The sequence below is a fragment of the Pseudomonas sp. genome (genome assembly GCF_030150285.1).
In the GTDB taxonomy this organism is placed as follows: Bacteria; Pseudomonadota; Gammaproteobacteria; order Pseudomonadales; family Pseudomonadaceae; genus Aquipseudomonas.
In genome coordinates this window covers 41,175-63,844 of the sequence record NZ_JASLGE010000029.1, presented here as the reverse complement: position 1 = coordinate 63,844, position 22,670 = coordinate 41,175, and the positions used below count along the sequence as shown (strand labels likewise).

Here is a 22,670-nt window from a genome sequence, read left to right as displayed (position 1 = left end):
CTGCTGGCCCTGCAGATCGAACGCCAGCTGACCAAGGACGAGATCCTCGAGCTGTACGTCAACAAGATCTACCTGGGCAACCGTGCCTACGGAATCGAGGCAGCGGCCCAGGTGTATTACGGCAAGTCCATCCGTGACGTGAGCCTGGCGCAGATGGCGATGATCGCCGGCCTGCCCAAGGCGCCTTCGCGCTTCAACCCCCTGGCCAACCCGGCACGCAGCAAGGAACGTCGCGACTGGATCCTGGGGCGCATGTACAAGCTCGGCAAGATCACCGAAGCGGCCTACACCGAGGCAATCAACGAACCGTTGAACGCCAGCTATCACGTACCGACTCCGGAAGTGAACGCCCCGTACATCGCCGAGATGGCCCGGGCCGAAATGGTCGGCCGCTATGGCAGCGATGCCTACACCGAAGGTTTCCGGGTCACCACCACGGTGCCCAGCGATCTGCAGGAAATGGCCAACACCGCGGTCCATGAAGGCCTGATGACCTACGACCAGCGCCACGGCTATCGCGGCCCGGAATCGCGCCTGCCAGGCAAGACCCAGGCGGCCTGGGCCAGCGAACTGACCAAGCAGCGGACCATCAGCGGCCTGGAACCGGCGATCGTCACCCTGGTAGAGAAGAATGGCCTCCAGGTGCTGACCCGCAACGGCGAAGAACATGTGGCCTGGGACAGCATGAAATGGGCCCGGCCGTTCCTCAATACCAACAGCATGGGCCCGGTCCCGCGCCAACCGGCGGACGTGGCCCAGGTCGGCGACCTGATCCGCGTGCAGCGCCAGGCGGACAACTCGTTGAAGTTCAGCCAGATCCCGGTCGCCCAGGGCGCCCTGGTGACGCTGGACCCGCAGAACGGTGCGATCCGCGCCCTGGTGGGCGGCTTCGCCTTCGAGCAGAGCAATTACAACCGTGCGATGCAGGCCAAGCGCCAGCCCGGCTCCAGCTTCAAGCCGTTCATCTATAGCGCGGCCCTGGATAACGGCTACACCCCGGCCAGCCTGGTGAACGACGCACCTATCGTGTTCGTCGACGAATACCTGGACAAGGTCTGGCGTCCGAAGAACGACACCAACACGTTCCTGGGTCCGATTCGCCTGCGTGAAGCGCTGTACAAGTCGCGTAACCTGGTGTCGATCCGCCTGCTGCAAAGCACGGGCGTGGACCGCACCATCGACTACATCAGCAAGTTCGGCTTCAACAAGCAGGACCTGCCGCGCAACCTGTCCCTGGCGCTGGGCACTGCCACACTGACCCCCATGGAGATCGCTACCGGCTGGAGCGCATTCGCCAATGGCGGCTATAAGGTTTCCCCGTACCTGATCGACAAGATCGAGAGCCGCAACGGAGACACTCTGTTCGTGGCCAACCCGCCCAGCGTGCCCAAGGCCGCCAGTAAAGATGTGCCGCCAGAAGCCGAAGCGTTAACCATCGACACCTTCGGTGCCGCACCCGGCCTGCCAACGACCCAAACCCAGGCAGTGGCCGAGCGCATTGTCGACGGGCGCACCACCTACATCCTCACCAGCATGCTGCAAGACGTTATCAAGCTGGGCACAGGCCGTCGCGCTTTGGCACTGGGCCGCACCGACCTGGCCGGCAAGACCGGTACCACCAACGAATCGAAAGACGCGTGGTTCTCCGGTTACAACGCTGATTACGTGACAACCGTATGGACCGGCTTCGACCAGCCCGAAAGCCTGGGCCGTCGCGAATACGGCGGTACCGTGGCCCTGCCGATCTGGATGACCTACATGGGGGGAGCCCTCAAAGGCAAACCGGCACACACCCAGGCAGAACCGGAAGGCATCCTCAGCCTTCGGATCGACCCGATCAGTGGCCGTATCGCCTCACCGGGTACACCGGGTGCCTACTTTGAACTGTTCAAGAGCGAAGACACGCCTCCGACCAACAGTGAGCTGGGCAACAGCACAGCGCCGGGCAGCCCGCTACCGGCAGATGACGGAGCGCCGATCGACCTGTTCTAGCCAATACGCGTAACTCGCGGCGGTGCCGCGTGTTGCCCGCCCTTCAGGCTACCGCCGACACCCATTCTCAGCGACAAACAAAAAACCCCGAGGCCTTTAGGCTTCGGGGTTTTTGGTTAACGCAGTACGGGCTTAGCCGTTAAACACGTCATCCACGCTTTTGAGCGGGTAGTTCTTCGGGTACGGCAGGGTTGCAACACCGGTTTCGATGGCGGCTTTGGCCACAGCATCGGAGATCACGGTGATCAGGCGAGCATCCATGGGTTTCGGGATGATGTACTCACGACCGAATTCCAGCTTGATGCCACCGTAGGCGTCGCACACTTCTTGTGGCACTGGCAGCTTGGCCAGTTCACGCAGTGCATTGGCCGCTGCGATTTTCATTTCCTCGTTGATACGCTTGGCACGAACGTCCAATGCACCCCGGAAGATGAACGGGAAGCCCAGGACGTTGTTGACCTGGTTCGGGTAGTCCGAACGGCCCGTTGCCATGATCACGTCGTCACGGGTGGCGTGAGCCAGTTCCGGCGCGATTTCCGGGTCCGGGTTGGAGCACGCGAACACGATCGGGTTGGCCGCCATCGACTTCAGGCCTTCAGCGCTCAGCAGGTTTGGACCGGACAGGCCGACAAATACGTCAGCGCCTTCCAGGGCATCTGCCAGGGAGCGTTTTTCGGTTGCGTGAGCAAACACCGCCTTGTACTGGTTCAAGTCATCACGGCCGGAGTGGATCACACCGGTACGGTCAACCATGAAGATGTTCTCGATGGCCGCACCCATGCTCACCAGCAGTTTCATGCAGGAGATGGCAGCTGCACCAGCACCCAGGCAAACGATCTTGGCATCGGCCAAGGTTTTACCGGCGATTTCCAAGGCGTTGATCATACCGGCAGCGGTCACAATGGCCGTACCGTGCTGGTCATCGTGGAATACGGGAATATCGCACTGCTCGATCAGAGCACGTTCGATCTCAAAGCACTCAGGTGCCTTGATGTCTTCGAGGTTGATGCCGCCGAAGGTAATGGAGATACGTTTAACCGTGTCGATGAAAGCCTGTGGGCTCTCGGAATCGACTTCGATGTCAAAAACATCGATACCGGCGAAGCGCTTGAACAGCACGCCCTTGCCTTCCATCACAGGTTTGGAGGCCAATGGGCCGAGGTTACCCAGACCCAGAATAGCGGTGCCATCAGAAATAACAGCGACCAGGTTGCCCTTGCCGGTGTACTTGTAAGCCAGCTCAGGATCGCGGGCAATTTCACGCACTGGCTCGGCGACACCCGGGCTGTATGCCAACGCGAGGTCGCGGGCAGTCGCAGTAGGTTTGGTCAGCTCGACGCTCAGTTTCCCTGGGCGGGGCTGGGCATGATATTCGAGAGCGGCGGTTTTTAAATCAGACATAGGGGCATTCCGCTTTTTTACTGTTGGACAGACGGATCGCCGAGCATACGCGTGTCGCAAAGTCCCGACAAGACTGACCAGTCAGCAGTGTCAAGGGCTTTACCCTACGACTTTGGGCCAAGAGGCGCATCGCACAAGGGTTTCAGTGTTCACAATGATCACCAAAATTGTCTACAATTTTAGCGAGGAAAGACTTTTAACATGCCCGAATGCGTCAATGGCAACATCCAGCGAGCCTGCCCTGACTTCAACCCCCCTCGTTTCGACCGGTCCAACACCCAGCCACGCGCCTCCACCCGAGAGCCCTGAAGGTGATCGAGCTGTTTTCGATCAAAAGAGGCCAGTTGATTGGGTTCAATGCGCAACACCAAACCGCCTTCCAGATCGATCCAGACCCCACCGCGATTGCGCTGAACCTGAGTGACCTTACCGCCCACCACCGCAAAGCCGGAACGGCTGATACGCTGCGGGGGCTGCACCGGCGACTGCCGCCACAGCCCGAGACCGGCTGATCGGGCCCGTTGTTCGGCCGCTTGCTGACAACCGAGCAACGCTACGTTTGGCGCAATTGCCACTTGATAAGCCAGACCGTCAGCCAGCAATTGCGCCTCAAAGTTACTGCCATCTGCCCCGAACACGTAGGCCAGCGTGCGCCCATAACGGTCCTGAGGTTGTTTGCCCGGCAACAACCCGATACGCCCCTCACTGCGCGCTACAAGGTCGTGCAGGCGCTGACGAGCCGCTACAGCGAAAGGCTCATCTGCCTGGCCCTTCTTACCCGTTTCCGGTGCATTGAGGCCGATCATCCGCACACTGCGCCCATCCTTCAAACGCAAGGTATCGCCATCGGACACACGCTCTACCTGCACAAAAGACACCGGCCCCGTTGCCGGGCACAGCACCTCGGCCTGAGCACTCGACAACCAAATCGCAGGCACAAAAAAGGCGCCCACAAGGGACGCCTTTTTCAATAACCCGGCCAGACCAGAAAGCCTGCCCAAGATCATAGGCCTTACTCGGCCGCTTTCTTCGTAGCGCCGAAAGCACCGAAGCGAGTTTTGAAACGATCAACACGACCGCCAACGTCCAGAGTTTTCTGCTTGCCGGTGTAGAACGGGTGGCACTCGTTGCATACGTCAGTGCCCAGTGGCTTGCACAGGTTCGAACGGGTTTCGAACTTGTTGCCGCAGCTGCAAGTTACCTGGATGACTTCGTACGCTGGATGGATATCGGCTTTCATGGGTATTCCTCAGGCTAGCGTGCCGCCACTCAACACCATTGTTGAATACCGCACGTAAATTTAGGGGGCAGATAATACCAGACCTTTGCATTGACGCAAGCGGCCATTCATGCTCCCTATAAGTTCGTTCGCGACTCGTGGCTCCTGCTTTTGGGCCCAAACAGCTTTGTCTGCTAGGCTCCAGGCCATCTTTGCCGTTCATCACTTGAGAGCCCCGCGTGCCCGACGCCATTTTGCGCCTTGCCCTGCCTTCACCCCTGCGCCGCCTGTTTGATTACCGGGCCCCGGCGGGCGTACGGCGCAGCCAATTAGAGCCAGGCATGCGTTTGCGGGTACCGTTCGGTCGGCGCGAAATGATCGGCATTTTGGTCGAGGTCGTCGATCACAGCGAAGTCCCGGCTGACAAGCTCAAGCCGGCCATTGCGCTGCTGGACGCCACAGCGCCGCTGCCCCCCTCTCTGTTCAAGCTGTGCCTGTGGACCTCGCAGTATTACCAGCACAGCCTGGGCGACACCCTGAGCTGGGCTTTGCCAGTGTTGCTGCGTCAGGGGGAGTTGGCCGAAGCGCGACAGGAGCGTTTTTGGCAAGCCGCCCCCGGTGCCCGCCTTGACGATCCACGCATTGCCCGCGCCCCACGCCAGCGCGAAGCGCTCGCCACGCTCGCTCAACACCCCCACGGCGTGGCGCATACCTTGCTCAGCAAACTGATGCTGAACAAGGACAGCCTCGACCTGCTGCTGGCTAAAGAGTTAGTGACCGTTGAAGTCCGCCGCCATGCACCTGCCGAGCGTCACGATCATTGGCTGGCACAGCCCGAACTGCCGCTCAATAGCGAACAACGCGCCGCCTATGAAGCCATTAACGCCGGATTCGACAGCTTCCATGCCTTTTTGCTGGCCGGCGTGACAGGCAGCGGCAAGACCGAAGTGTATTTGCAACTGATCCGCCAAACACTTCAGGCGGGCAAACAGGCGCTGGTGTTGATCCCCGAGATCAACCTTGGGCCGCAAACCCTCGCTCGGTTCGAACAACGCTTCAATGCCCGCATCGCGCTGGTGCACTCGGGCGTCAACGACCGCGAGCGCCTTGAAAGCTGGCTCGCCGCCCGCGATGGCGAAGCTGACATCATTATTGGCACCCGTTCAGCACTGTTCACACCGATGAAAAACCCTGGGCTGATCATCATCGACGAAGAGCACGACGGCTCTTATAAACAACAGGAAGGCCTGCGTTATCACGCACGGGACCTGGCACTGGTCCGCGCCCGGCAAGAAAACATCCCGATTGTGCTCGGCTCCGCCACCCCCTCACTCGAAAGCCTGCATAACGCCTACACCGGCCGGTATGGCTTACTGCGCCTGAATGAGCGCGCTGGCGGGGCCAAGCAGCCGCGTTTCCTGCGCCTCGACGTCAAAAGCCGACCACTGGACAGCGGCATTTCCGGGCCGATGCAACAAGCCATTGGCCAAACCCTGGCGGCGGGCCAGCAGGTGCTGGTGTTCCTTAACCGCCGCGGCTTTGCGCCCACACTGCTGTGCCATGACTGCGGCTGGATGTCCGAATGCCAACGTTGCGATGCGCGCATGACCGTTCATCAACGCTCTGGCGAATTACGCTGCCATCATTGTGGCTATGTCGAGCGTGTCCCGCGTAACTGCCCGCAATGTCAGAAAGTGGACTTGCGACCCGTGGGCGCGGGCACCGAAAGAGCTGAAGAACGGCTGGGCATTTTGTTCCCGGATTACCCGGTGCTGCGCGTCGACCGTGACAGCACGTCGCGCAAGGACGCGATGAATCAACTGTTTGCCACGATCCAAAAGGGCAAACCGTGCATTTTGATCGGCACGCAAATGCTCGCCAAAGGCCATCACTTTCCTCGCGTCACGCTGGTGTCGATCCTGGACGCAGACGGCGGGCTATTCTCCGGCGACTTCCGCGCCAGCGAACGCATGGCCCAATTGATCGTTCAGGTCGCCGGGCGGGCCGGGCGGGCCGAAGAGCCGGGCAAAGTGATTATCCAGACGCATTTGGCCGATCACCCGCTGCTGATCCAACTCACCGAGCAAGGCTATTTTGCTTTTGCCGAACAGGCCTTGAGCGAACGTCGGGCGGCGGGGCTGCCGCCTTTTGCGCATTTAGCCCTGCTACGGGCTGAAGCCCACAAACCGGGGCAAGCTGAAAGCTTTCTGGATGAAGCCTGCAGCGAAGCCGAGCGCTTGCTGGCCGAACTGAACCTGGGTGGCATCGAATTGCTCGGCCCTGTGCCCGCCCCGATGGAGCGCCGCGCCGGCCGCTACCGCGCCCAATTGCTCTTGCAGGCCAACGCCCGCGCGCCGTTGCACCGATTGCTCAGCCAGTGGCTGCTGATCCTTGAACACATGCCCAGCGCCAGGCAAGTCCGTTGGTCACTGGACGTAGATCCGGTCGATCTATATTAGGGGAGCAGCGGCAAGCGGTAAGCTTCGAGCGGTAAGTAAAAGCATTACAACTTCACGCGGCTTGCAGCTTGTAGCTTAAGGCTTGAAGCTTGCCGCTCCGTTAGCAGACAATACCCAGTTTTTCCACCTGCGCACTCAAGCGCTGCCGCGCTTGCGGTTGAAGAGAAGACCATGAAAGACACCATTCGCCAGCTGATTCAACAAGCCCTCACTCAACTCGTTACAGAAGGTGTGTTGCCTGAAGGCCTGACGCCAGCGATTCAGGTGGAAAACGCCCGTGACAAAACCCACGGTGACTTCGCCAGCAACATTGCCATGATGCTGGCCAAGCCTGCGGGCATGAAACCTCGCGATCTGGCAGAGAAAATCATCGCTGCCCTGCCCGCCGACGAGCAGATCAGCAAAACCGAGATCGCAGGCCCCGGGTTTCTGAATTTCTTCCAGAACACCCAGGCCCTGGCATCGCGTCTGGACGCCGCACTGGCCGACGAGAAAATTGGCGTGCGTAAAGCAGGCCCGGCGCTGCGTACCGTCATTGACCTGTCAGCGCCCAACCTTGCCAAAGAAATGCACGTGGGCCACTTGCGCTCCACCATCATTGGCGACGGCGTCGCCCGTGTTCTGGAGTTCTTGGGTGACGAGGTGATTCGTCAAAACCACGTAGGCGACTGGGGCACGCAGTTCGGCATGCTGATGGCCTATCTGGAAGAAAACCCGATCACCAGCAACGAGCTGTCTGATCTCGAGAACTTCTACCGCGCCGCCAAAAAGCGCTTTGACGAGTCGCCCGAGTTCGCTGATCGCGCCCGCAGCCTGGTGGTCAAACTGCAAGCAGGTGACCCGGACTGCCTGGCCCTGTGGACAAAGTTCAAAGACATCTCCCTGTCGCACTGTCAGAAAATTTACGAGCAATTGAACGTCAAGCTGACCATGGCCGATGTGATGGGCGAGAGTGCCTACAACGACGACCTGATCAACGTCGTTAACGACCTCAAGGCCAAGGGCATGCTGGTCGAGAGCAACGGCGCTCAATGCGTGTTCCTCGACGAGTTCAAGAATGCTGAAGGCGAGCCGTTACCGGTCATTATCGTCAAGGCCGATGGCGGCTATCTGTATGCCACCACCGACTTGGCCGCTGTTCGCTACCGCAGCGGCGTACTCAAAGCCGACCGCGCGCTGTACTTCGTCGACCAGCGCCAGGCCCTGCACTTCCAACAAGTGTTCGCCGTAGCGCGCAAGGCCGGGTTCATTACCCACCCGATGGAAATGGAACACATGGGTTTTGGCACCATGAACGGTGCTGACGGCCGGCCTTTCAAAACCCGTGACGGCGGTACAGTCAAACTGATCGACCTGCTCAACGAAGCCAAAGAACGCGCCTACACCCTGGTTAAAGAGAAAAACCCGGAGCTGGCCGAAGACGACTTGCGTGCAATCGCCAAAGTGGTGGGGATTGGTGCCGTGAAATACGCCGACCTGTCCAAACATCGCACCAGCGATTACAGCTTCAACTTCGATCAGATGTTGAACTTTGAAGGCAATACCGCGCCTTACCTGCTGTATGCCTATACCCGTGTGGCGGGCGTGTTCCGCAAACTGGGAAAAAATTTCGACGAAGTGCAGGGCAAAATCGTTCTCGCGGCACCTCAAGAACAGGAATTGGCTGCCAAATTGGCGCAGTTCGGTGAAGTATTGAACAACGTCGCCGAAAAAGGCACGCCGCACACCCTGTGCACGTACCTGTACGAAGTGGCTGGGCTGTTCTCCAGCTTCTACGAAAACTGCCCGATCCTGTCGGCAGAAGACGAAGCACAAAAGCAAAGCCGCTTGCGTCTGGCCGCCCTGGCGGGTCGCACCCTCAAGCAAGGTCTGGAACTGCTGGGCCTGGAAACTCTGGAGCGCATGTAAGTTGGCCGCCAAGAAAAAACCTGCCCCCAAGCGCGGTGCCAGCCGCTATCAGGCACCTGCCAAAAAGCCGATTCCTGGCTGGCTGTGGATGGCAATCGGCTTGACCGTGGGTGCTTTTATCGTGTTCCTGATGAAGCTCGAACCCGGTAAAGGCGATGACGTCAAACGGGTGAAGCAAGAACAACAGAAAGCGTCGCAAATTGCCGAGGCCAATAAAACGCCACCGAGCCCGACACAGGTCGCCAAGCCCAAGTATGACTTCTACACCTTGCTGCCCGAGTCTGAAGTGATCGTGCCGCCTGAAGCCGTACCGGAAAAAACCCCGCCGACACCGCAAACCGCGCCGCTGGCCCCGGTGACACCGGCCGAAGCAGCCAAAATCGACACGGTGCGGGCCCAGGCTGCACTGAATGGGCTGACGCCTCCGCCTGCACCGCCAGTGGTCAAAGCAGCGCCTGTCACCCGTTTCTTCCTGCAGGCAGGTTCGTTCCGCAAGCAGGCTGATGCAGAGCGTGTGCGTGCACAAATCCTCTTGCTGGGCCAAACCGCCACGGTTGAAGCCGGCACGGTAAAGGATGAAACCTGGTACCGAGTACTCGTCGGCCCGTTCAGCAACCGTGACCAACTGACGGTTGCCCAAAAGCAATTGGCAGGCGGTGGGTTCAATAACCTGTTGCTGCAACAGCGACGCTGAGGGCTCGTGATCGGCTGATGTTAAAAGATCGCGAGCACGCTCGCTCCTACGGATGAAAAAGCCTGTGGGAACGAGCTTGCTCGTGATCTTTTGATCTAAGTGCCCCGTCAACCATGTGCCTGCTCTCTACAGCTTTTCAAAGTAATACGGCATAAAGCCGGAACCTTGTGTGGCCGTTACCGCAGCAATGGATAGGGTTGCGGCCCGACAGTGCGGCGTCATTGCGCTTTTAAAGATCAAAAGATCGCGAGCAAGAGCTCGCGGGCTGATGATGCCTTGCACCTCTCTCGCTCCATTCATCCACATTCCCTCCCCGCTGTTGAAAATTGCGCGACAACCCCCATATGTATTTCCATCAGGCATTTTCGCCCCGCTGCGTGGAGACTCTTCCCTTGACCACCATCGTTTCAGTACGCCGTCACGGCAAAGTCGTCATGGCTGGCGACGGCCAGGTTTCTCTTGGCAACACCGTGATGAAAGGCAATGCGAAAAAAGTCCGCCGCCTCTACCACGGCCAGGTCATTGCCGGGTTTGCCGGTGCCACCGCTGATGCATTTACCTTGTTCGAACGTTTTGAAGGCCAGCTAGAGAAACATCAAGGCCATTTGATTCGTGCCGCAGTCGAGTTGGCCAAAGAATGGCGTACCGATCGCTCACTGAGTCGCCTGGAAGCCATGCTGGCCGTTGCCAACAAGGACGCCTCTCTGATCATTACCGGCAACGGTGACGTGGTTGAGCCCGAAGATGGCTTGATTGCGATGGGCTCAGGCGGTGCATTCGCCCAGGCTGCAGCCCGTGCCCTGCTGATGAAAACCGAGCTGTCGGCTCGTGAAATCGCCGAAACCGCCCTCGGCATTGCCGGCGATATCTGTGTATTCACCAACCACAACATCACTATTGAGGAGCAGGACCTCGCTGAATAAGCCACCTGCCGGGCCCGCCGGCCCGTGTGTGCCCCTTCATTCTGCTTGAGGAACGCCAACTATTATGTCCATGACTCCCCGCGAAATCGTCCACGAACTCAACCGCCATATCATCGGCCAGGACGATGCCAAACGCGCTGTCGCCATCGCGCTGCGTAACCGCTGGCGCCGTATGCAACTGCCCGCAGAGTTGCGCGCTGAAGTAACGCCCAAGAATATTCTGATGATCGGCCCGACCGGTGTCGGCAAAACCGAAATCGCACGTCGCCTGGCCAAACTGGCCAACGCACCGTTCATCAAGGTTGAAGCCACCAAGTTCACTGAAGTGGGCTATGTAGGCCGTGACGTTGAATCGATCATTCGTGATTTGGCCGATGCGGCAATCAAACTGCTGCGCGAGCAGGAAATCGTCAAGGTCCGCCACCGTGCCGAAGATGCGGCTGAAGAGCGTATTCTTGACGCACTGTTGCCGCCTGCCCGCACGTTTGGCGAAGAAGCCGCCGCCCCTCAGGACTCCAACACCCGCCAGCTGTTCCGCAAACGCCTGCGTGAAGGTCAGCTGGATGACAAAGAAATCGAGATCGAAGTCGCCGACGCGGTCGGGGTCGATATTTCCGCGCCACCTGGCATGGAAGAAATGACCAACCAGTTGCAAAGCCTGTTTGCCAACATGGGCAAAGGCAAGCGCAAGAGCCGTAAGCTGAAAGTCAAAGAAGCCCTGAAAATGGTGCGCGACGAAGAAGCCGGCCGCCTGGTCAACGACGAGGAACTCAAGGCCAAGGCCCTGGAGGCCGTTGAACAACACGGCATTGTTTTCATCGACGAAATCGACAAAGTTGCCAAACGCGGCAACGTCGGCGGTGCGGATGTATCCCGCGAAGGCGTTCAGCGCGACCTGCTGCCCTTGATCGAAGGCTGCACCGTCAACACCAAGCTGGGCATGGTCAAAACCGACCACATCCTGTTTATCGCCTCCGGTGCCTTCCACCTGAGCAAGCCAAGCGATCTGGTCCCAGAGCTGCAAGGTCGTCTGCCGATCCGCGTTGAACTCAAGGCACTGACGCCCGGCGACTTCGAACGTATTCTGAGCGAGCCGCATGCCTCACTGACCGAGCAATACCGTGAGTTGCTGAAAACCGAAGGCCTGAACATCGAGTTCATGCCCGAAGGCATCAAGCGCCTGGCAGAAATCGCCTGGCAGGTGAACGAGAAAACCGAAAACATCGGCGCTCGTCGTTTGCACACACTGCTGGAACGCTTGCTCGAAGAGGTGTCGTTCAGTGCCGGTGACATCGCCAGCGCTCAGAAAGACGAGCCGATTCGTATTGACGCCGAATACGTCAACAGCCATTTGGGCGAACTGGCCGAGAACGAAGACCTCTCGCGCTATATCTTGTAAGCCATAATCACCTGTAGCCGTCAGCACAAACGGCGGCTACAGCGTGTATGACGACATAAAGGTTTCGCCCATGAGTTCAAGCCGAGCGCCAATCCCCAGCGCCATCAACCTGCACAAAGCCACAAAAACACTCACCCTCAAATACGGCTCCGGCGAAGAGTTTCACTTGCCTGCCGAATTTTTGCGCGTGCACTCTCCCTCAGCCGAGGTGCAGGGCCATGGCAATCCCATTTTGCAGGTGGGTAAAATCAACGTAGGCCTCAGCAAGATCGAACCTGCCGGCCAATACGCGTTGAAGCTAACGTTCGATGATGGCCACGACAGCGGGTTATTTACCTGGGAATACCTCTACCAGCTTGGGGTACGCCAGGACGACCTGTGGGCCGACTACCTGCTTGAGCTGAAAAAAGCCGGGAAGTCCCGAGACCCTTCTGAGTCCATCGTCAAATTGATGCTGTAACTTCAGCCATCACGCAACGCTTGTAGTCGCTGCCGCAGGTTGCGATAAGCGCCACACTTGTTGTGGGTGGCCTATCGCAGCCTGCGGCAGCAACTACTGAGCGATCAACACACCTTAAATCGCAGGTTTGTCTTCCAAGGTGGCCGCTGGTTTGGCTGCGACTGGTTTTTTAACCGCTGGTGCTTTTTTAACCGCTGGTTTTGCCGCTGTGGGCTTGGCCGCCGCAGGTTTGTTTTCACTTACCGGTTTTACAACGGGTTTACTGGCAACAGCCGGTTTAACGGCGGGCTTGATCGCAGGTTTGGCGGTCGCTTTAACAGCAGGTTTGGCAGCCGCTTTTACAGCCGGTTTGGCGACTACGGGTTTGGCAGCCGGCTTGGCAGGTGCAGCCTTGTTAGCTGCCACCACTTTGCTGGCAGTCACTTTGGCCGCTGCTGCCGTCAGTTTTTCAATATGCTTGGTCAATGTCTCGACCTTGGCGTGCAACGCTTTGACCTCATCGCGGCTCGGTACGCCCAATCGTGAAATGGCGCTATTGAGCCTCTTGTCGAAGGCTTCCTCAAACTCCTCCCACTTGCCGATGGCCAACTCTTTTACATCTTCAACCTTGCTGCGTGCAGAGCTTTTGGTGGTTTTAGGGGCAGAGGCCTTGGTCAGTTTCTCGGCTTTCTCGCCTTCTTTGACCAGGCTGTCGAACAGCTTGCTACCGTCTGTGTCGATCTTTGAGTACACACCCAAACCGGCCAGCCAGATCTTGCGTGAATACTCTTCAACCTTACCCGCCCAAGAATTGTTTTCCTTTACAGGTGCAGTCGGTTTTTTAGCAGCCATCGTGTTCCCCTCAATGTTAAGTCGCGACGTCAGTGAGCAAGATCGTCGAATCATCAAGATGAACAAAGTGCTCACCTGCATTGAGGTTTAGACGCTAAACGACGGAGTTTCAAGCGCAGTTGAAGGGCCTAAGGGCACTTTGATACTGACTGCATGCCTTCACGTCATGCGCGAACCCGGGAACGCACTTTCCATCAGTTCGACCACATCGCTCTCGGCCGTCCATGCATCATCCGCCGCATGCGGGCCATAGAGCATAAACAGTGCACTGTTGTGCATCACAAAGAACTTGCCTGTACCCGCACCGTCTTTGTCGCTGATGGAAAATTCAGTCGTCGCCTCATCCTTGATACTTTCTGAATAAACAAGATGTTCACGCGTGGAAATGAAATGGTCGAGCACGTGCCGTGCTTGCTTGAGGACAACTTCGTGGTCGACCAACGGGGTGTGCACAACAGTGAATTGATACGAAGGCATTGTTAACTCCTTGTTTAGTTGAACGTTCCTGTAAAAACAGTAGTTCGACTTCAGGCGTTGGCCATTGAGCCCTTCAACATGCTTCGTACCACTATGCACCTGTAAAACAACGGTTAAAAAGGCAATCCCACGCTCAATTATCAGTAATGCCCTTCACCGCAAAGCGTTTTCCCACCCAAACCATCTATTAACCCTGACGATGCCCTACAGAAACAGACCCCGCTTGCACGTCAGCCATTAACTCAACGCTTTATCCAGGGAGCGCTTGATCTCGGACTCGATCATACCGCTCATCGCTGACATCAACAGGCCCAGTTCCACGTCAACCTTAACGCTCGTTTCCCCGATTTCCAGGGTGCCCGTCACACCCGAGCGCTTCAATTTAACGGTGTCGCCTGCCCACGTAGGGGTCAGGCCATAGCGCTCCTGCAACTTTTCGACCAAGGGTTGAGCCTTCTCGCGGGCCGCTTCAATCCCCAGGTTATGGGTACGTTCTACGCGGATACGCGCCATGAGTTCACTCCCGAATCAGTTAATGCACCACTATACCCGGCAGCCGCACACCATGACCCCAATCAAACGTTAACCGCCCCGGCCAAGACAAAGCAGGCCACCGGGATTAGAATGGCCAGCATTCTCTTTTGGTGACAGCGATATGACTGATCAGCGCAAAGGCAGTGATGCCGAACCCACCACTCACTTCGGCTTCAAAAACGTCCCGGAAAGCCAAAAGGCGGAAAAAGTCGCCGAGGTTTTCCACTCCGTAGCCGGAAAATATGACCTGATGAACGACGTTTTGTCAGGCGGCATGCACCGCCTGTGGAAGCGTTTCACCATCGAACTGTCGGGCGTACGCCCGGGCAACAAGGTGCTGGACATCGCGGGCGGTACCGGCGACCTGGCCCGCAAGTTCTCGCATCTGGTGGGCCCGACCGGCCAAGTCGTGCTGGCGGACATCAACGCCTCGATGCTCAAGGTCGGCCGTGACCGCCTGCTGGACAAAGGTGTAGCGGGCAATATCGAATTCGTTCAGGCCGACGCTGAAAAGCTGCCGTTCCCGGACAACCACTTCGATTGCGTCACCATCGCGTTCGGTCTGCGCAACGTGACGCACAAGGAAGACGCCCTGCGCTCCATGCTGCGCGTGCTCAAGCCAGGTGGCCGGCTGCTGGTGCTGGAGTTCTCCAAGCCCACCAACCCTGTGATGTCCAAGGTCTACGATGCCTACTCGTTCGCCTTTATGCCAATGGTCGGCAAGCTGATCCTCAACGACCCGGAGAGCTATCGCTACCTGGCGGAGTCGATCCGCATGCACCCCAACCAGGAAACTCTGAAGTCGATGATGGTCGAAGCCGGTTTTGACCGCGTGACTTATCACAACATGACCTCAGGCATCGTCGCGCTGCACCGCGGCATCAAACCCTGATGTGGCGGCGCGGTCTTCTCGCCAGCGTCGAAAGCGGCGTTAACCGGGTCTTGCGCCTGGACAGCACGGCGCTGTCCCGCTTGCAGCCCCTGACCGGCAAGGTGATTGCGGTCGAGTGCGCAAGCCCGGCGCTGCGGCTGTTTATTCTGCCCAGCGACGAAGGCCTGCTGCTGGCAGCCCATTGGGAAGCCAGCCCCGACTGCACGTTGCGCGCGCCGGCGTCCAGCTTGATGCGCTTGGCCCTCAGCAAAGACAAAAGCGCTCTTTTGCACGGCCCCGATGTTGAGCTTGAAGGCGACAGCGCCGCCCTGATGGCACTGGCCGCCGTGCTGCAGGACCTGGAGCTGGACTGGCAGTACGAACTCTCGCGCTGGATCGGGCCGGTCGCCACCGCCTTGATCGCTGGTCACCTGCGCAGCCGCGCCAATTGGTATCAGGAGGGGTTCGCCAGCCTCAATCAGAACCTGGCCGAATACCTGAGCGAAGAAGCCCGCACGTTGGTCGGCGAACGTGAAGCGCAAGCGCGCTTTGCCGAGCTGGACCAACTCAAACTCGACCTGGATCGCCTTGAGGCGCGCGTTGAGCGCCTGACGCGGTCCCTTAATTCCAGCGATAACGCATGAAGCTGCTTGCCATCCGCCGTTTGTTTCGCATCCAGCGCGTCGTCATTCGCTATCGACTCGACGACTTGCTGTTCGCCCTGCCGTTGCCGTGGTGGATGCTGTCACTGCGCTATGCACTGCCCTGGCGCTGGTTTCCGCGCAAAAAACTCGAACTGAGCCGAGGCGCGGCCCTGCGCCTGGCGCTGCAGGATTTGGGGCCGATCTTTATCAAGTTCGGGCAAATTCTCTCAACGCGTCGCGACTTGCTACCTGCCGACATTGCCGATGAGTTGATGCTGTTGCAAGACCGTGTCCCGCCCTTCGACCCGCAATTGGCGGTCAAGCTGATTGAGGAGCAACTGGGTGCCAAAATCAGTGAGGTGTTCAGCCGCTTTGACATCGACCCTCTGGCATCAGCCTCGGTGGCTCAGGTTCATTCGGCCAAACTCAAAACCGGCGAAGAAGTGGTGGTTAAGGTGGTTCGCCCGGGCCTGAAACCCATTATCGGTTCAGACTTGGCTTGGCTGTTCATTCTGGCCAGAACCGCCGAGCGCCTGAGCGCCGATGCCCGCCTGCTGCACCCGGTGGATGTGGTCACCGACTACGAAAAAACCATCTACGACGAACTCGACCTGCTGCGCGAGGCCGCGAATGCCAGCCAGCTCAAGCGCAACTTTGAAGGTTCGCCACTGCTGTACGTGCCACAGATTTACTGGGACTGGTGCCGCCCGAAAGTATTGGTGATGGAGCGCATCTACGGGGTGCAGGTCACTGACCTGGCGACCCTGGCCGATCAGCGCACCGACATGAAACTGCTGGCCGAGCGCGGGGTTGAAATTTTCTTTACCCAAGTGTTCCGCGACAGTTTTTTCCACGCCGACATGCACCCGGGCAATATTTTCGTCAGCACGGTCAGCCCGTGGAGCCCGCAATACATCGCCATCGACTGCGGTATTGTCGGCAGCCTGACCCCTGAAGATCAGGACTATCTGGCCCGTAACCTGTTTGCCTTCTTCAAACGCGATTACCGCCGCGTGGCACAGTTGCACATTGATTCGGGCTGGGTGCCTGCGCACACCAAACTCAACGAATTCGAGGCCGCCATCCGCACCGTCTGCGAGCCGATTTTCGAAAAGCCACTAAAAGAAATTTCCTTCGGCCAAGTGCTGATGCGCCTGTTCCAGACCGCGCGGCGCTTCAACATGGAAGTTCAGCCGCAACTGGTGCTGTTGCAAAAAACCTTGCTCAACATTGAGGGCCTGGGGCGTCAGCTTTACCCCGACCTGGACCTGTGGAGCACCGCGCAGCCGTTTCTTGAGCGCTGGATGCGTGAACGCGTCAGCCCCAAAACCCTGCTGAAAAACCTGCACAGCCAAGTTGAGCAAATCCCGCACCTGGCTGGCATGACCCGCGACCTGCTGGAGCGCCTGTCGCAACCTCACGTCAAAAACCAGAAGCTGGTCATCCGCGAACCGAGGGACAGCTGGTTCCTGCGCCTGCTGGGGGCAGGGCATTTGGCCGCCGGGGCCTTGCTGGCCAGTGTCGGCTCGCTGCAGGGCTTGGGCTATTGGCCCGCCGGAATCATGCTGGCTGTAGGCTTGTATCTGATCGTGCGGCGGTAGCTGCACGCGTTGTAGACGCGGGTTGCTCGCGATCTTTGGGTTTTTAGCCACAGCATCAACAGATCGTGCCTACAGGAGTTCTAGCCACTCTCAGGTGAGGCTGGCAAACTGTGAAATCGCCAGGTCCGGGCCAAACGCCTCGGGCCCGCTGTCGGAGTCGAACATGAAAGACTGGCTGGACGAGATCAAATGGGACAACGATGGCCTGGTGCCGGCCATTGCCCAAGACTACAAAACAGGGCGCGTCCTGATGATGGCCTGGATGAACCGTGAAGCACTGAGCCTCACCGCTGCCGAGAACCGCGCCATTTACTGGTCACGTTCGCGTGGCAAATTGTGGCGCAAGGGCGAAGAGTCGGGCCATATACAGCAACTGCATGAAATGCGCCTGGACTGCGACGCCGACGTCATCATCCTGATGGTCGAGCAAATAGGCGATATCGCTTGCCATACCGGCCGTCAAAGCTGCTTTTACCGGGTTTACGACAATGCGGGCTGGAACACGGTCGATCCGGTATTAAAAGATCCAAACGCCATTTATCACGCAGGGCACCCCCATGACTGATACCTTGAGCCGCGTTGCCCAAGTGATTGAGGCGCGTAAAAACGCCACGACTGAAAAATCTTATGTCGCGAGCCTGTATGAAAAAGGCTTGAACAAGATTCTGGAAAAAGTTGGAGAAGAAGCGGTCGAAACCATCATTGCCGCCAAGGACGCCGCCGTCAGCGGTGACTGCAGTGATGTTATTTATGAGACTGCCGATTTGTGGTTCCACAGCATGATCATGCTCGCCCAACTGGGCCAGCACCCTCAGGCTGTGCTGGATGAACTGGAGCGCCGCATCGGTACCTCCGGCCACGTGGAAAAGGCTTCCCGGCCATCCACCTAACCCTCTTTATCAAAGGAACAGAGCATGGGCATTTTTGACTGGAAACACTGGGTCGTCATTCTAGTAGTTGTGGTACTGGTTTTCGGCACCAAGAAACTCAAGAACCTGGGCACGGATGTCGGTGAATCGATCAAGGGCTTTCGCAAAGCCATGAACGACGACGAAAAGCCTGCCGAACCAGTGGTTCCGCCTGCTCAACCGACCGCTGCACCGGTGCCGCCACAGACCGCTTCGACCCTCAAGGAGCCGCACACCATCGACGTGCAGGCACAAAAAGTCGAAGAGCCGACCCGCAAAGACGTGTGAGCCAAAACCAATGTTCGGTATCAGCTTAGGTGAACTGCTGCTCGTGGGCCTCGTGGCCCTGCTGGTGCTCGGCCCCGAGCGCTTGCCGGGGGCGGCGCGTACCGCAGGTCTATGGATCGGGCGCTTGAAACGCAGCTTTAACGCGATCAAACAGGAAGTTGAACGTGAAATCGGTGCCGATGAAATTCGTCGGCAACTGCACAACGAGCACATCCTGTCGATGGAGGAGGAAGCCAAGAAAATCATGGCCCCCTTGCACGATGCGATTAAGCCGCTCACACCGGCCGAACCGCCGGCCGTGCGTGTAGAGGGCGAACCCGCTATCGCCGAACCTGCCAGCCCTGCACCTGACAGCGCCGGCAAGACCGACATCGACACTGCGCCTCAAACGGCAGCGCCACACGACCCAACCCTGCCACCGCGAGCCCCTTAAGCGCATGAGCGACCACACCAGAAACGAAAAGCCTGAAGACGACCAGCCCATGCCTCTGGTTTCGCACCTGACCGAGTTGCGCACTCGTTTGTTGCGCTGCATTGCGGCCATTTTTCTGATTTTCATCGGCTTGTTCGCCTTCACGCAGCAGATCTACACCCTGGTGTCCACGCCTCTGCGCGAGCATCTGCCGGCCGGGACCACGATGATCGCCACCGATGTGGCCGCGCCGTTTCTCACGCCGCTCAAACTGACCATGATGGTCTCGCTGTTCATTGCGATCCCGGTGATCCTGCATCAAATCTGGGGCTTTATCGCACCTGGTCTGTATAAACACGAAAAGCGCATCGCTGTGCCGCTGCTGGTCTCCAGCATCTTCCTGTTCTACGCGGGCATGGCCTTCGCCTACTTTCTGGTGTTTCCGCTGGTGTTCAAGTTCTTCGCCGCCGCCACCCCGGAAGGCGTGGCCATGATGACCGACATCAGCAACTACCTTGATTTCGTGATGACACTGTTCTTTGCGTTCGGTGTGGCGTTTGAAATCCCGGTGGCCGTGGTGCTGCTGGTGTGGATCGGCATTGTCGATGTCGCTTACCTGCGCAAGATCCGCCCTTACGTGATTATCGGTTGCTTCGTGGTCGGCATGATTCTGACCCCGCCGGACATTTTCTCGCAGACTCTGTTGGCCATCCCCATGTGGATGCTGTTCGAAATCGGCATTCTATTTGGCAGCCTGATCAGCAAACGTCGCGGCCAACCTGACGACGAACCGGCTGACGGTGACAACAGCGCCCAACCGCCAGCGCCGCAAGCGTGAACCTGCTGCTCCTCGAAGAGGCAGACTTCATTGCCGCCGACCGCGTGATTCTGCGCGATCGGCGCCTGACGCATATGCAGGATGTGCACCGCGCCGCTGTCGGCGACAACCTGCGGGTGGGCCGGATTGGCGGGCTGATGGGCAGCGCTGAACTGGTGCGCCTGGAAGCCAAAGAGGCCGAGTTGGTGATCCACACCCTTGACCAGCCGCCACCCGATAAACTGCCGCTGACGTTGTTGCTGGCCCTACCGCGCCCAAAAATGCTGCGCCGGGTGCTGCAAACCGTGGCCTCAATGGGCGTGCCGACAGTCATTCTGGTGAACAGTTACCGCGTTGAGAAAAGCTTCTGGCAAACCCCGTTCCTGGAGCCCGAGGCAATCCGCGAGCAATTGATTCTTGGCCTGGAACAGGCCCGTGATAGCGTCCTGCCCGAGATCATCATCGAAAAACGCTTCAAACCGTTTGTCGAAGACCGCCTTGAGGCGCTGGCGGATGGCACCCTGGGGCTGGTTGGTCACCCCGGCGACTACCCGGCGTGCCCTCGCGGCCTTGACCAGGCCGTAACGCTGGCAATTGGCCCTGAGGGAGGCTGGATCCCTTATGAGATCGACCTGCTGGCCAAGGCCGGCCTGCAACCGGTGCAACTGGGGGCTCGCATCCTGCGAGTCGAAACCGCCGTCACCGCCCTCCTCGCTCGCCTGTTCTGACACCCTCGTTGGCGCGAGCTTGCGCGTGATCGTTTAAACGATCAAAAGATCGCGAGCAATCGAGCGTCGACCGGCTGCTCCTACGCGCGCCCGTTGAGCCACGCGGGTCTCGCGCCGGTTTTACGCAGCGGGACCACGCAGCAAGACCTGTAGGAACGAGCTTGCTCGTGATCTTTTGATCTGGCTTTCGATCAAGGTAACACGGCGTAAAGCCGCAACCTCAAGTGGCCGTGACCGCAGCAATGGATAGGATTGCTGAACGACAGCGCGGCGTCATTGAGCGTTTAAAGATCAACAGATCGCGAGCAAGCTCGCTCCTACAGGCCCCCCCAGTCATTGCGCTTTTAAAGATCAAACGATCGCGATCGGCCCTTCCTACGCCTTTCGGTGCGCATCAAAGAATCAACTGACCTACTACAGTTTTTACTTCTTACGCCGATGGCCTTGTATCCCTTACAAGTCGAAGGGGAAAGGACGTCGGGTCGTGTTGCGATTCGGGTCAATACAGGAGCCTCATCATGAACCGTTGGCTAGCCCAACTATTCGCCAATATCAGTGTTAATCGTAAGCTCGGCCTGGGATTTGGCCTGGTGCTGGTACTGACCGTACTCATTGCCGCCAGCGGCTGGAAGGGCTTGGTGTCTGTGATCGACCGAGGCGATAAGCTGGCCCATATTTCCACCATCATCGGCCTTACCAAAGACCTGCGCATTGCGCGCATGACGTTTGAAACAACGCCTAATATCAGCACCCAGAACGAAGTCAATCATCAACTGACTGCGCTGGACGACGTGTTGGAAGTGACCCGCAAACAGCTGACACAGCCCGAAGATCTGGCGCTGATCGAGCAACAGCTCAATGCCGTGCAAGCGTACCGCCAGGGCTTCACCGAGCGCCTGCAGCCGGCTCAGGCCGGCGCAGACGCCATGGACAACATCCACCAGCAGGGCAACCACCTGATTGAGCTCAGCCAGAAGCTCTCAGCCCTGCAACTGGCCCGGCGCGACAACGATAGCCAGCAAGCCATAACACTGCTGGCCAGCTGCACCGTGCTGGCGCTGGTACTGGGCATCATTGCCGCCTGGCTTATTACCCGCCAAATCGTGACGCCCCTGCAGCGCACACTCAGAACCGTTGAAGCCATCGCATCCGGTGACCTGACCCAAAATACTCAAGTGAATCGCAAGGACGAGCTAGGCCAACTGCAAGCTGCCGTTCAGCGCATGACTGAAAACCTGCGTGAGCTCATCGGAGGTATCAGCGATGGCGTAACCCAACTCGCCAGTGCCGCCGAGGAACTGTCGGCCGTGACCGAGCAAACCAGCGCCGGGGTTAACAGCCAGAAGGTGGAGACCGACCAGGTCGCCACGGCGATGCATGAAATGGCCGCCACGGTGCAGGAAGTCGCGCGCAATGCCGAAGAAGCCTCAGAAGCTGCGGTCGCCGCTGACCAGCAGGCCCGCGAGGGGGACAAAGTGGTGGCACAAGCCATTGCGCAGATTGAGAAGCTGGCCATCGAAGTCGGTCACTCCACAGACGCCATGGGCCTGCTCAAACGCGAAAGCGACAAAATTGGCAGCGTACTGGACGTGATCAAATCGGTGGCCCAGCAAACCAACCTGCTGGCCCTTAACGCCGCCATCGAAGCGGCACGCGCCGGTGAGGCCGGACGCGGCTTTGCCGTGGTGGCCGATGAAGTGCGCAGCCTGGCGCAGCGCACGCAAAAATCTACCGAAGAGATCGAAGAGCTGATCGCCGGCTTGCAAAGCGGCACCTTGCAAGTGTCCAGCAGCATGGACAACAGCCGCGCCCTGACCGACAACAGCGTTGAGCTCACACGCCGTGCAGGTGAGTCGCTGGGCAATATCACCCGCACCGTGTCCGCCATTCAAGGGATGAACCAGCAAATTGCCGCCGCCGCTGAACAACAAAGCACCGTGGCCGAAGAGATCAATCGCAGCGTGTTGAATGTGCGCGATGTATCAGAACAAACCGCCGCGGCGAGTGAGGAGACAGCGGCGTCCAGCATTGAGCTGGCGCGGTTGGGCACGCACCTGCAGACGTTGGTGGGGCGATTCAGGGTTTAACGAATAGGGGCGGTGCT

General features: G+C 58.6%; 23 protein-coding genes. 17 read left to right on the top strand and 6 right to left on the bottom strand.

Annotated elements, in window-relative coordinates; translation table 11 throughout:
* On the top strand, positions 1–1,992 hold a 1,992-nt coding region (locus tag Q1W15_RS06245), incomplete at its 5' end, for a penicillin-binding protein 1A (RefSeq protein ID WP_300725169.1).
* Between the two features lie 132 nt (positions 1,993–2,124).
* On the opposite strand, the gene Q1W15_RS06240 is transcribed toward Q1W15_RS06245, so the two are convergent.
* The 3 genes from Q1W15_RS06240 to rpmE all read right to left on the bottom strand — a co-directional run bounded on the left by Q1W15_RS06240 (position 2,125) and on the right by rpmE (position 4,633).
* Positions 2,125–3,393, bottom strand: coding sequence for a malic enzyme-like NAD(P)-binding protein (locus Q1W15_RS06240; RefSeq protein ID WP_300725167.1), 1,269 nt, complete (start codon positions 3,391–3,393; stop codon positions 2,125–2,127).
* A 179-nt stretch (positions 3,394–3,572) separates the two neighbouring features.
* Positions 3,573–4,400: a thermonuclease family protein gene (locus Q1W15_RS06235; protein WP_300725144.1), complete on the bottom strand. Its 828-nt coding sequence runs from the start codon at positions 4,398–4,400 to the stop codon at positions 3,573–3,575.
* A gap of 5 nt (positions 4,401–4,405) precedes the next feature.
* A complete protein-coding gene (gene rpmE / locus Q1W15_RS06230) occupies positions 4,406–4,633 on the bottom strand; it encodes a 50S ribosomal protein L31 (protein ID WP_300725140.1) in 228 nt (75 codons plus the stop codon).
* A gap of 218 nt (positions 4,634–4,851) precedes the next feature.
* Here rpmE and Q1W15_RS06225 point away from each other — a divergent pair, with 218 nt between their 5' ends.
* From Q1W15_RS06225 to Q1W15_RS06200, 6 genes are all read left to right on the top strand, one after another.
* Positions 4,852–7,071 (top strand): primosomal protein N', encoded by a 2,220-nt coding sequence (locus tag Q1W15_RS06225; RefSeq protein WP_300725138.1) that lies wholly within the window; start codon positions 4,852–4,854, stop codon positions 7,069–7,071.
* 171 nt (positions 7,072–7,242) lie between these two features.
* Positions 7,243–8,979: an arginine--tRNA ligase gene (gene argS / locus Q1W15_RS06220; RefSeq protein ID WP_300725136.1), complete on the top strand. Its 1,737-nt coding sequence runs from the start codon at positions 7,243–7,245 to the stop codon at positions 8,977–8,979.
* A 1-nt stretch (position 8,980) separates the two neighbouring features.
* The gene (locus tag Q1W15_RS06215) at positions 8,981–9,673 is read left to right on the top strand and encodes an SPOR domain-containing protein (protein ID WP_300725134.1); all 693 of its coding nucleotides are present in this window, start codon (positions 8,981–8,983) and stop codon (positions 9,671–9,673) included.
* A gap of 392 nt (positions 9,674–10,065) precedes the next feature.
* Entirely contained in the window at positions 10,066–10,596 is a 531-nt protein-coding gene (gene hslV, locus Q1W15_RS06210; protein ID WP_300725132.1) for an ATP-dependent protease subunit HslV, read from the top strand.
* A gap of 64 nt (positions 10,597–10,660) precedes the next feature.
* On the top strand, positions 10,661–11,995 hold the full coding sequence (hslU, locus tag Q1W15_RS06205) for an ATP-dependent protease ATPase subunit HslU (RefSeq protein WP_300725130.1): 1,335 nt from the start codon (positions 10,661–10,663) through the stop codon (positions 11,993–11,995).
* Between the two features lie 70 nt (positions 11,996–12,065).
* Entirely contained in the window at positions 12,066–12,455 is a 390-nt protein-coding gene (locus Q1W15_RS06200) for a DUF971 domain-containing protein (RefSeq protein ID WP_300725128.1), read from the top strand.
* Positions 12,456–12,569: 114 nt separating this feature from the next.
* Here Q1W15_RS06200 and Q1W15_RS06195 read toward each other — a convergent pair whose 3' ends face one another.
* From Q1W15_RS06195 to Q1W15_RS06185, 3 genes are all read right to left on the bottom strand, one after another.
* Positions 12,570–13,286 carry a phasin family protein gene (locus Q1W15_RS06195; RefSeq protein ID WP_300725126.1) on the bottom strand — a complete coding sequence of 239 codons (717 nt, stop codon included), beginning with the start codon at positions 13,284–13,286 and terminating at the stop codon, positions 12,570–12,572.
* Between the two features lie 159 nt (positions 13,287–13,445).
* A complete protein-coding gene (locus Q1W15_RS06190) occupies positions 13,446–13,763 on the bottom strand; it encodes a hypothetical protein (RefSeq protein ID WP_300725124.1) in 318 nt (105 codons plus the stop codon).
* A 237-nt stretch (positions 13,764–14,000) separates the two neighbouring features.
* Positions 14,001–14,276 (bottom strand): polyhydroxyalkanoic acid system family protein, encoded by a 276-nt coding sequence (locus Q1W15_RS06185; RefSeq protein WP_300725122.1) that lies wholly within the window; start codon positions 14,274–14,276, stop codon positions 14,001–14,003.
* Positions 14,277–14,418: 142 nt separating this feature from the next.
* Here Q1W15_RS06185 and ubiE point away from each other — a divergent pair, with 142 nt between their 5' ends.
* The 10 genes from ubiE to Q1W15_RS06135 all read left to right on the top strand — a co-directional run bounded on the left by ubiE (position 14,419) and on the right by Q1W15_RS06135 (position 22,653).
* The gene (gene ubiE, locus Q1W15_RS06180) at positions 14,419–15,189 is read left to right on the top strand and encodes a bifunctional demethylmenaquinone methyltransferase/2-methoxy-6-polyprenyl-1,4-benzoquinol methylase UbiE (protein WP_300725120.1); all 771 of its coding nucleotides are present in this window, start codon (positions 14,419–14,421) and stop codon (positions 15,187–15,189) included.
* Positions 15,189–15,812, top strand: coding sequence for an SCP2 sterol-binding domain-containing protein (locus Q1W15_RS06175; protein WP_300725118.1), 624 nt, complete (start codon positions 15,189–15,191; stop codon positions 15,810–15,812). The genes ubiE and Q1W15_RS06175 overlap by 1 nt, the downstream gene beginning before the upstream one ends.
* The gene (gene ubiB / locus Q1W15_RS06170; RefSeq protein ID WP_300725116.1) at positions 15,809–17,413 is read left to right on the top strand and encodes a ubiquinone biosynthesis regulatory protein kinase UbiB; all 1,605 of its coding nucleotides are present in this window, start codon (positions 15,809–15,811) and stop codon (positions 17,411–17,413) included. Before Q1W15_RS06175 ends, ubiB begins: the two co-directional genes overlap by 4 nt.
* 163 nt (positions 17,414–17,576) lie before the next feature.
* The gene (gene hisI / locus Q1W15_RS06165) at positions 17,577–17,978 is read left to right on the top strand and encodes a phosphoribosyl-AMP cyclohydrolase (RefSeq protein WP_300725114.1); all 402 of its coding nucleotides are present in this window, start codon (positions 17,577–17,579) and stop codon (positions 17,976–17,978) included.
* Positions 17,971–18,303, top strand: coding sequence for a phosphoribosyl-ATP diphosphatase (locus Q1W15_RS06160; protein WP_300725112.1), 333 nt, complete (start codon positions 17,971–17,973; stop codon positions 18,301–18,303). The genes hisI and Q1W15_RS06160 overlap by 8 nt, the downstream gene beginning before the upstream one ends.
* Before the next feature lie 24 nt (positions 18,304–18,327).
* Positions 18,328–18,609 carry a twin-arginine translocase TatA/TatE family subunit gene (locus Q1W15_RS06155; protein WP_300725110.1) on the top strand — a complete coding sequence of 94 codons (282 nt, stop codon included), beginning with the start codon at positions 18,328–18,330 and terminating at the stop codon, positions 18,607–18,609.
* 10 nt (positions 18,610–18,619) lie between these two features.
* The gene (gene tatB, locus Q1W15_RS06150; RefSeq protein ID WP_300725107.1) at positions 18,620–19,042 is read left to right on the top strand and encodes a Sec-independent protein translocase protein TatB; all 423 of its coding nucleotides are present in this window, start codon (positions 18,620–18,622) and stop codon (positions 19,040–19,042) included.
* A gap of 4 nt (positions 19,043–19,046) precedes the next feature.
* Positions 19,047–19,859 carry a twin-arginine translocase subunit TatC gene (gene tatC / locus Q1W15_RS06145; RefSeq protein WP_300725105.1) on the top strand — a complete coding sequence of 271 codons (813 nt, stop codon included), beginning with the start codon at positions 19,047–19,049 and terminating at the stop codon, positions 19,857–19,859.
* Positions 19,856–20,566, top strand: coding sequence for a 16S rRNA (uracil(1498)-N(3))-methyltransferase (locus Q1W15_RS06140; RefSeq protein WP_300725103.1), 711 nt, complete (start codon positions 19,856–19,858; stop codon positions 20,564–20,566). Before tatC ends, Q1W15_RS06140 begins: the two co-directional genes overlap by 4 nt.
* A gap of 518 nt (positions 20,567–21,084) precedes the next feature.
* A complete protein-coding gene (locus Q1W15_RS06135) occupies positions 21,085–22,653 on the top strand; it encodes a methyl-accepting chemotaxis protein (RefSeq protein ID WP_300725101.1) in 1,569 nt (522 codons plus the stop codon).
* Positions 22,654–22,670 lie beyond the last annotated feature (17 nt).

Bases quoted from the DNA above. Each gene is read 5' to 3' on its own strand.
- Q1W15_RS06240 (WP_300725167.1), bottom strand. From the start codon at position 3,393: ATGTCTGATTTAAAAACCGCCGCTCTCGAATATCATGCCCAGCCCCGC.
- Q1W15_RS06235 (WP_300725144.1), bottom strand. From the start codon at position 4,400: ATGATCTTGGGCAGGCTTTCTGGTCTGGCCGGGTTATTGAAAAAGGCG.
- rpmE (WP_300725140.1), bottom strand. From the start codon at position 4,633: ATGAAAGCCGATATCCATCCAGCGTACGAAGTCATCCAGGTAACTTGC.
- argS (WP_300725136.1), top strand. From the start codon at position 7,243: ATGAAAGACACCATTCGCCAGCTGATTCAACAAGCCCTCACTCAACTC.
- hslU (WP_300725130.1), top strand. From the start codon at position 10,661: ATGTCCATGACTCCCCGCGAAATCGTCCACGAACTCAACCGCCATATC.
- Q1W15_RS06200 (WP_300725128.1), top strand. From the start codon at position 12,066: ATGAGTTCAAGCCGAGCGCCAATCCCCAGCGCCATCAACCTGCACAAA.
- Q1W15_RS06195 (WP_300725126.1), bottom strand. From the start codon at position 13,286: ATGGCTGCTAAAAAACCGACTGCACCTGTAAAGGAAAACAATTCTTGG.
- Q1W15_RS06190 (WP_300725124.1), bottom strand. From the start codon at position 13,763: ATGCCTTCGTATCAATTCACTGTTGTGCACACCCCGTTGGTCGACCAC.
- Q1W15_RS06185 (WP_300725122.1), bottom strand. From the start codon at position 14,276: ATGGCGCGTATCCGCGTAGAACGTACCCATAACCTGGGGATTGAAGCG.
- ubiE (WP_300725120.1), top strand. From the start codon at position 14,419: ATGACTGATCAGCGCAAAGGCAGTGATGCCGAACCCACCACTCACTTC.
- Q1W15_RS06175 (WP_300725118.1), top strand. From the start codon at position 15,189: ATGTGGCGGCGCGGTCTTCTCGCCAGCGTCGAAAGCGGCGTTAACCGG.
- ubiB (WP_300725116.1), top strand. From the start codon at position 15,809: ATGAAGCTGCTTGCCATCCGCCGTTTGTTTCGCATCCAGCGCGTCGTC.
- hisI (WP_300725114.1), top strand. From the start codon at position 17,577: ATGAAAGACTGGCTGGACGAGATCAAATGGGACAACGATGGCCTGGTG.
- Q1W15_RS06160 (WP_300725112.1), top strand. From the start codon at position 17,971: ATGACTGATACCTTGAGCCGCGTTGCCCAAGTGATTGAGGCGCGTAAA.
- Q1W15_RS06155 (WP_300725110.1), top strand. From the start codon at position 18,328: ATGGGCATTTTTGACTGGAAACACTGGGTCGTCATTCTAGTAGTTGTG.
- tatB (WP_300725107.1), top strand. From the start codon at position 18,620: ATGTTCGGTATCAGCTTAGGTGAACTGCTGCTCGTGGGCCTCGTGGCC.
- tatC (WP_300725105.1), top strand. From the start codon at position 19,047: ATGAGCGACCACACCAGAAACGAAAAGCCTGAAGACGACCAGCCCATG.
- Q1W15_RS06135 (WP_300725101.1), top strand. From the start codon at position 21,085: ATGAACCGTTGGCTAGCCCAACTATTCGCCAATATCAGTGTTAATCGT.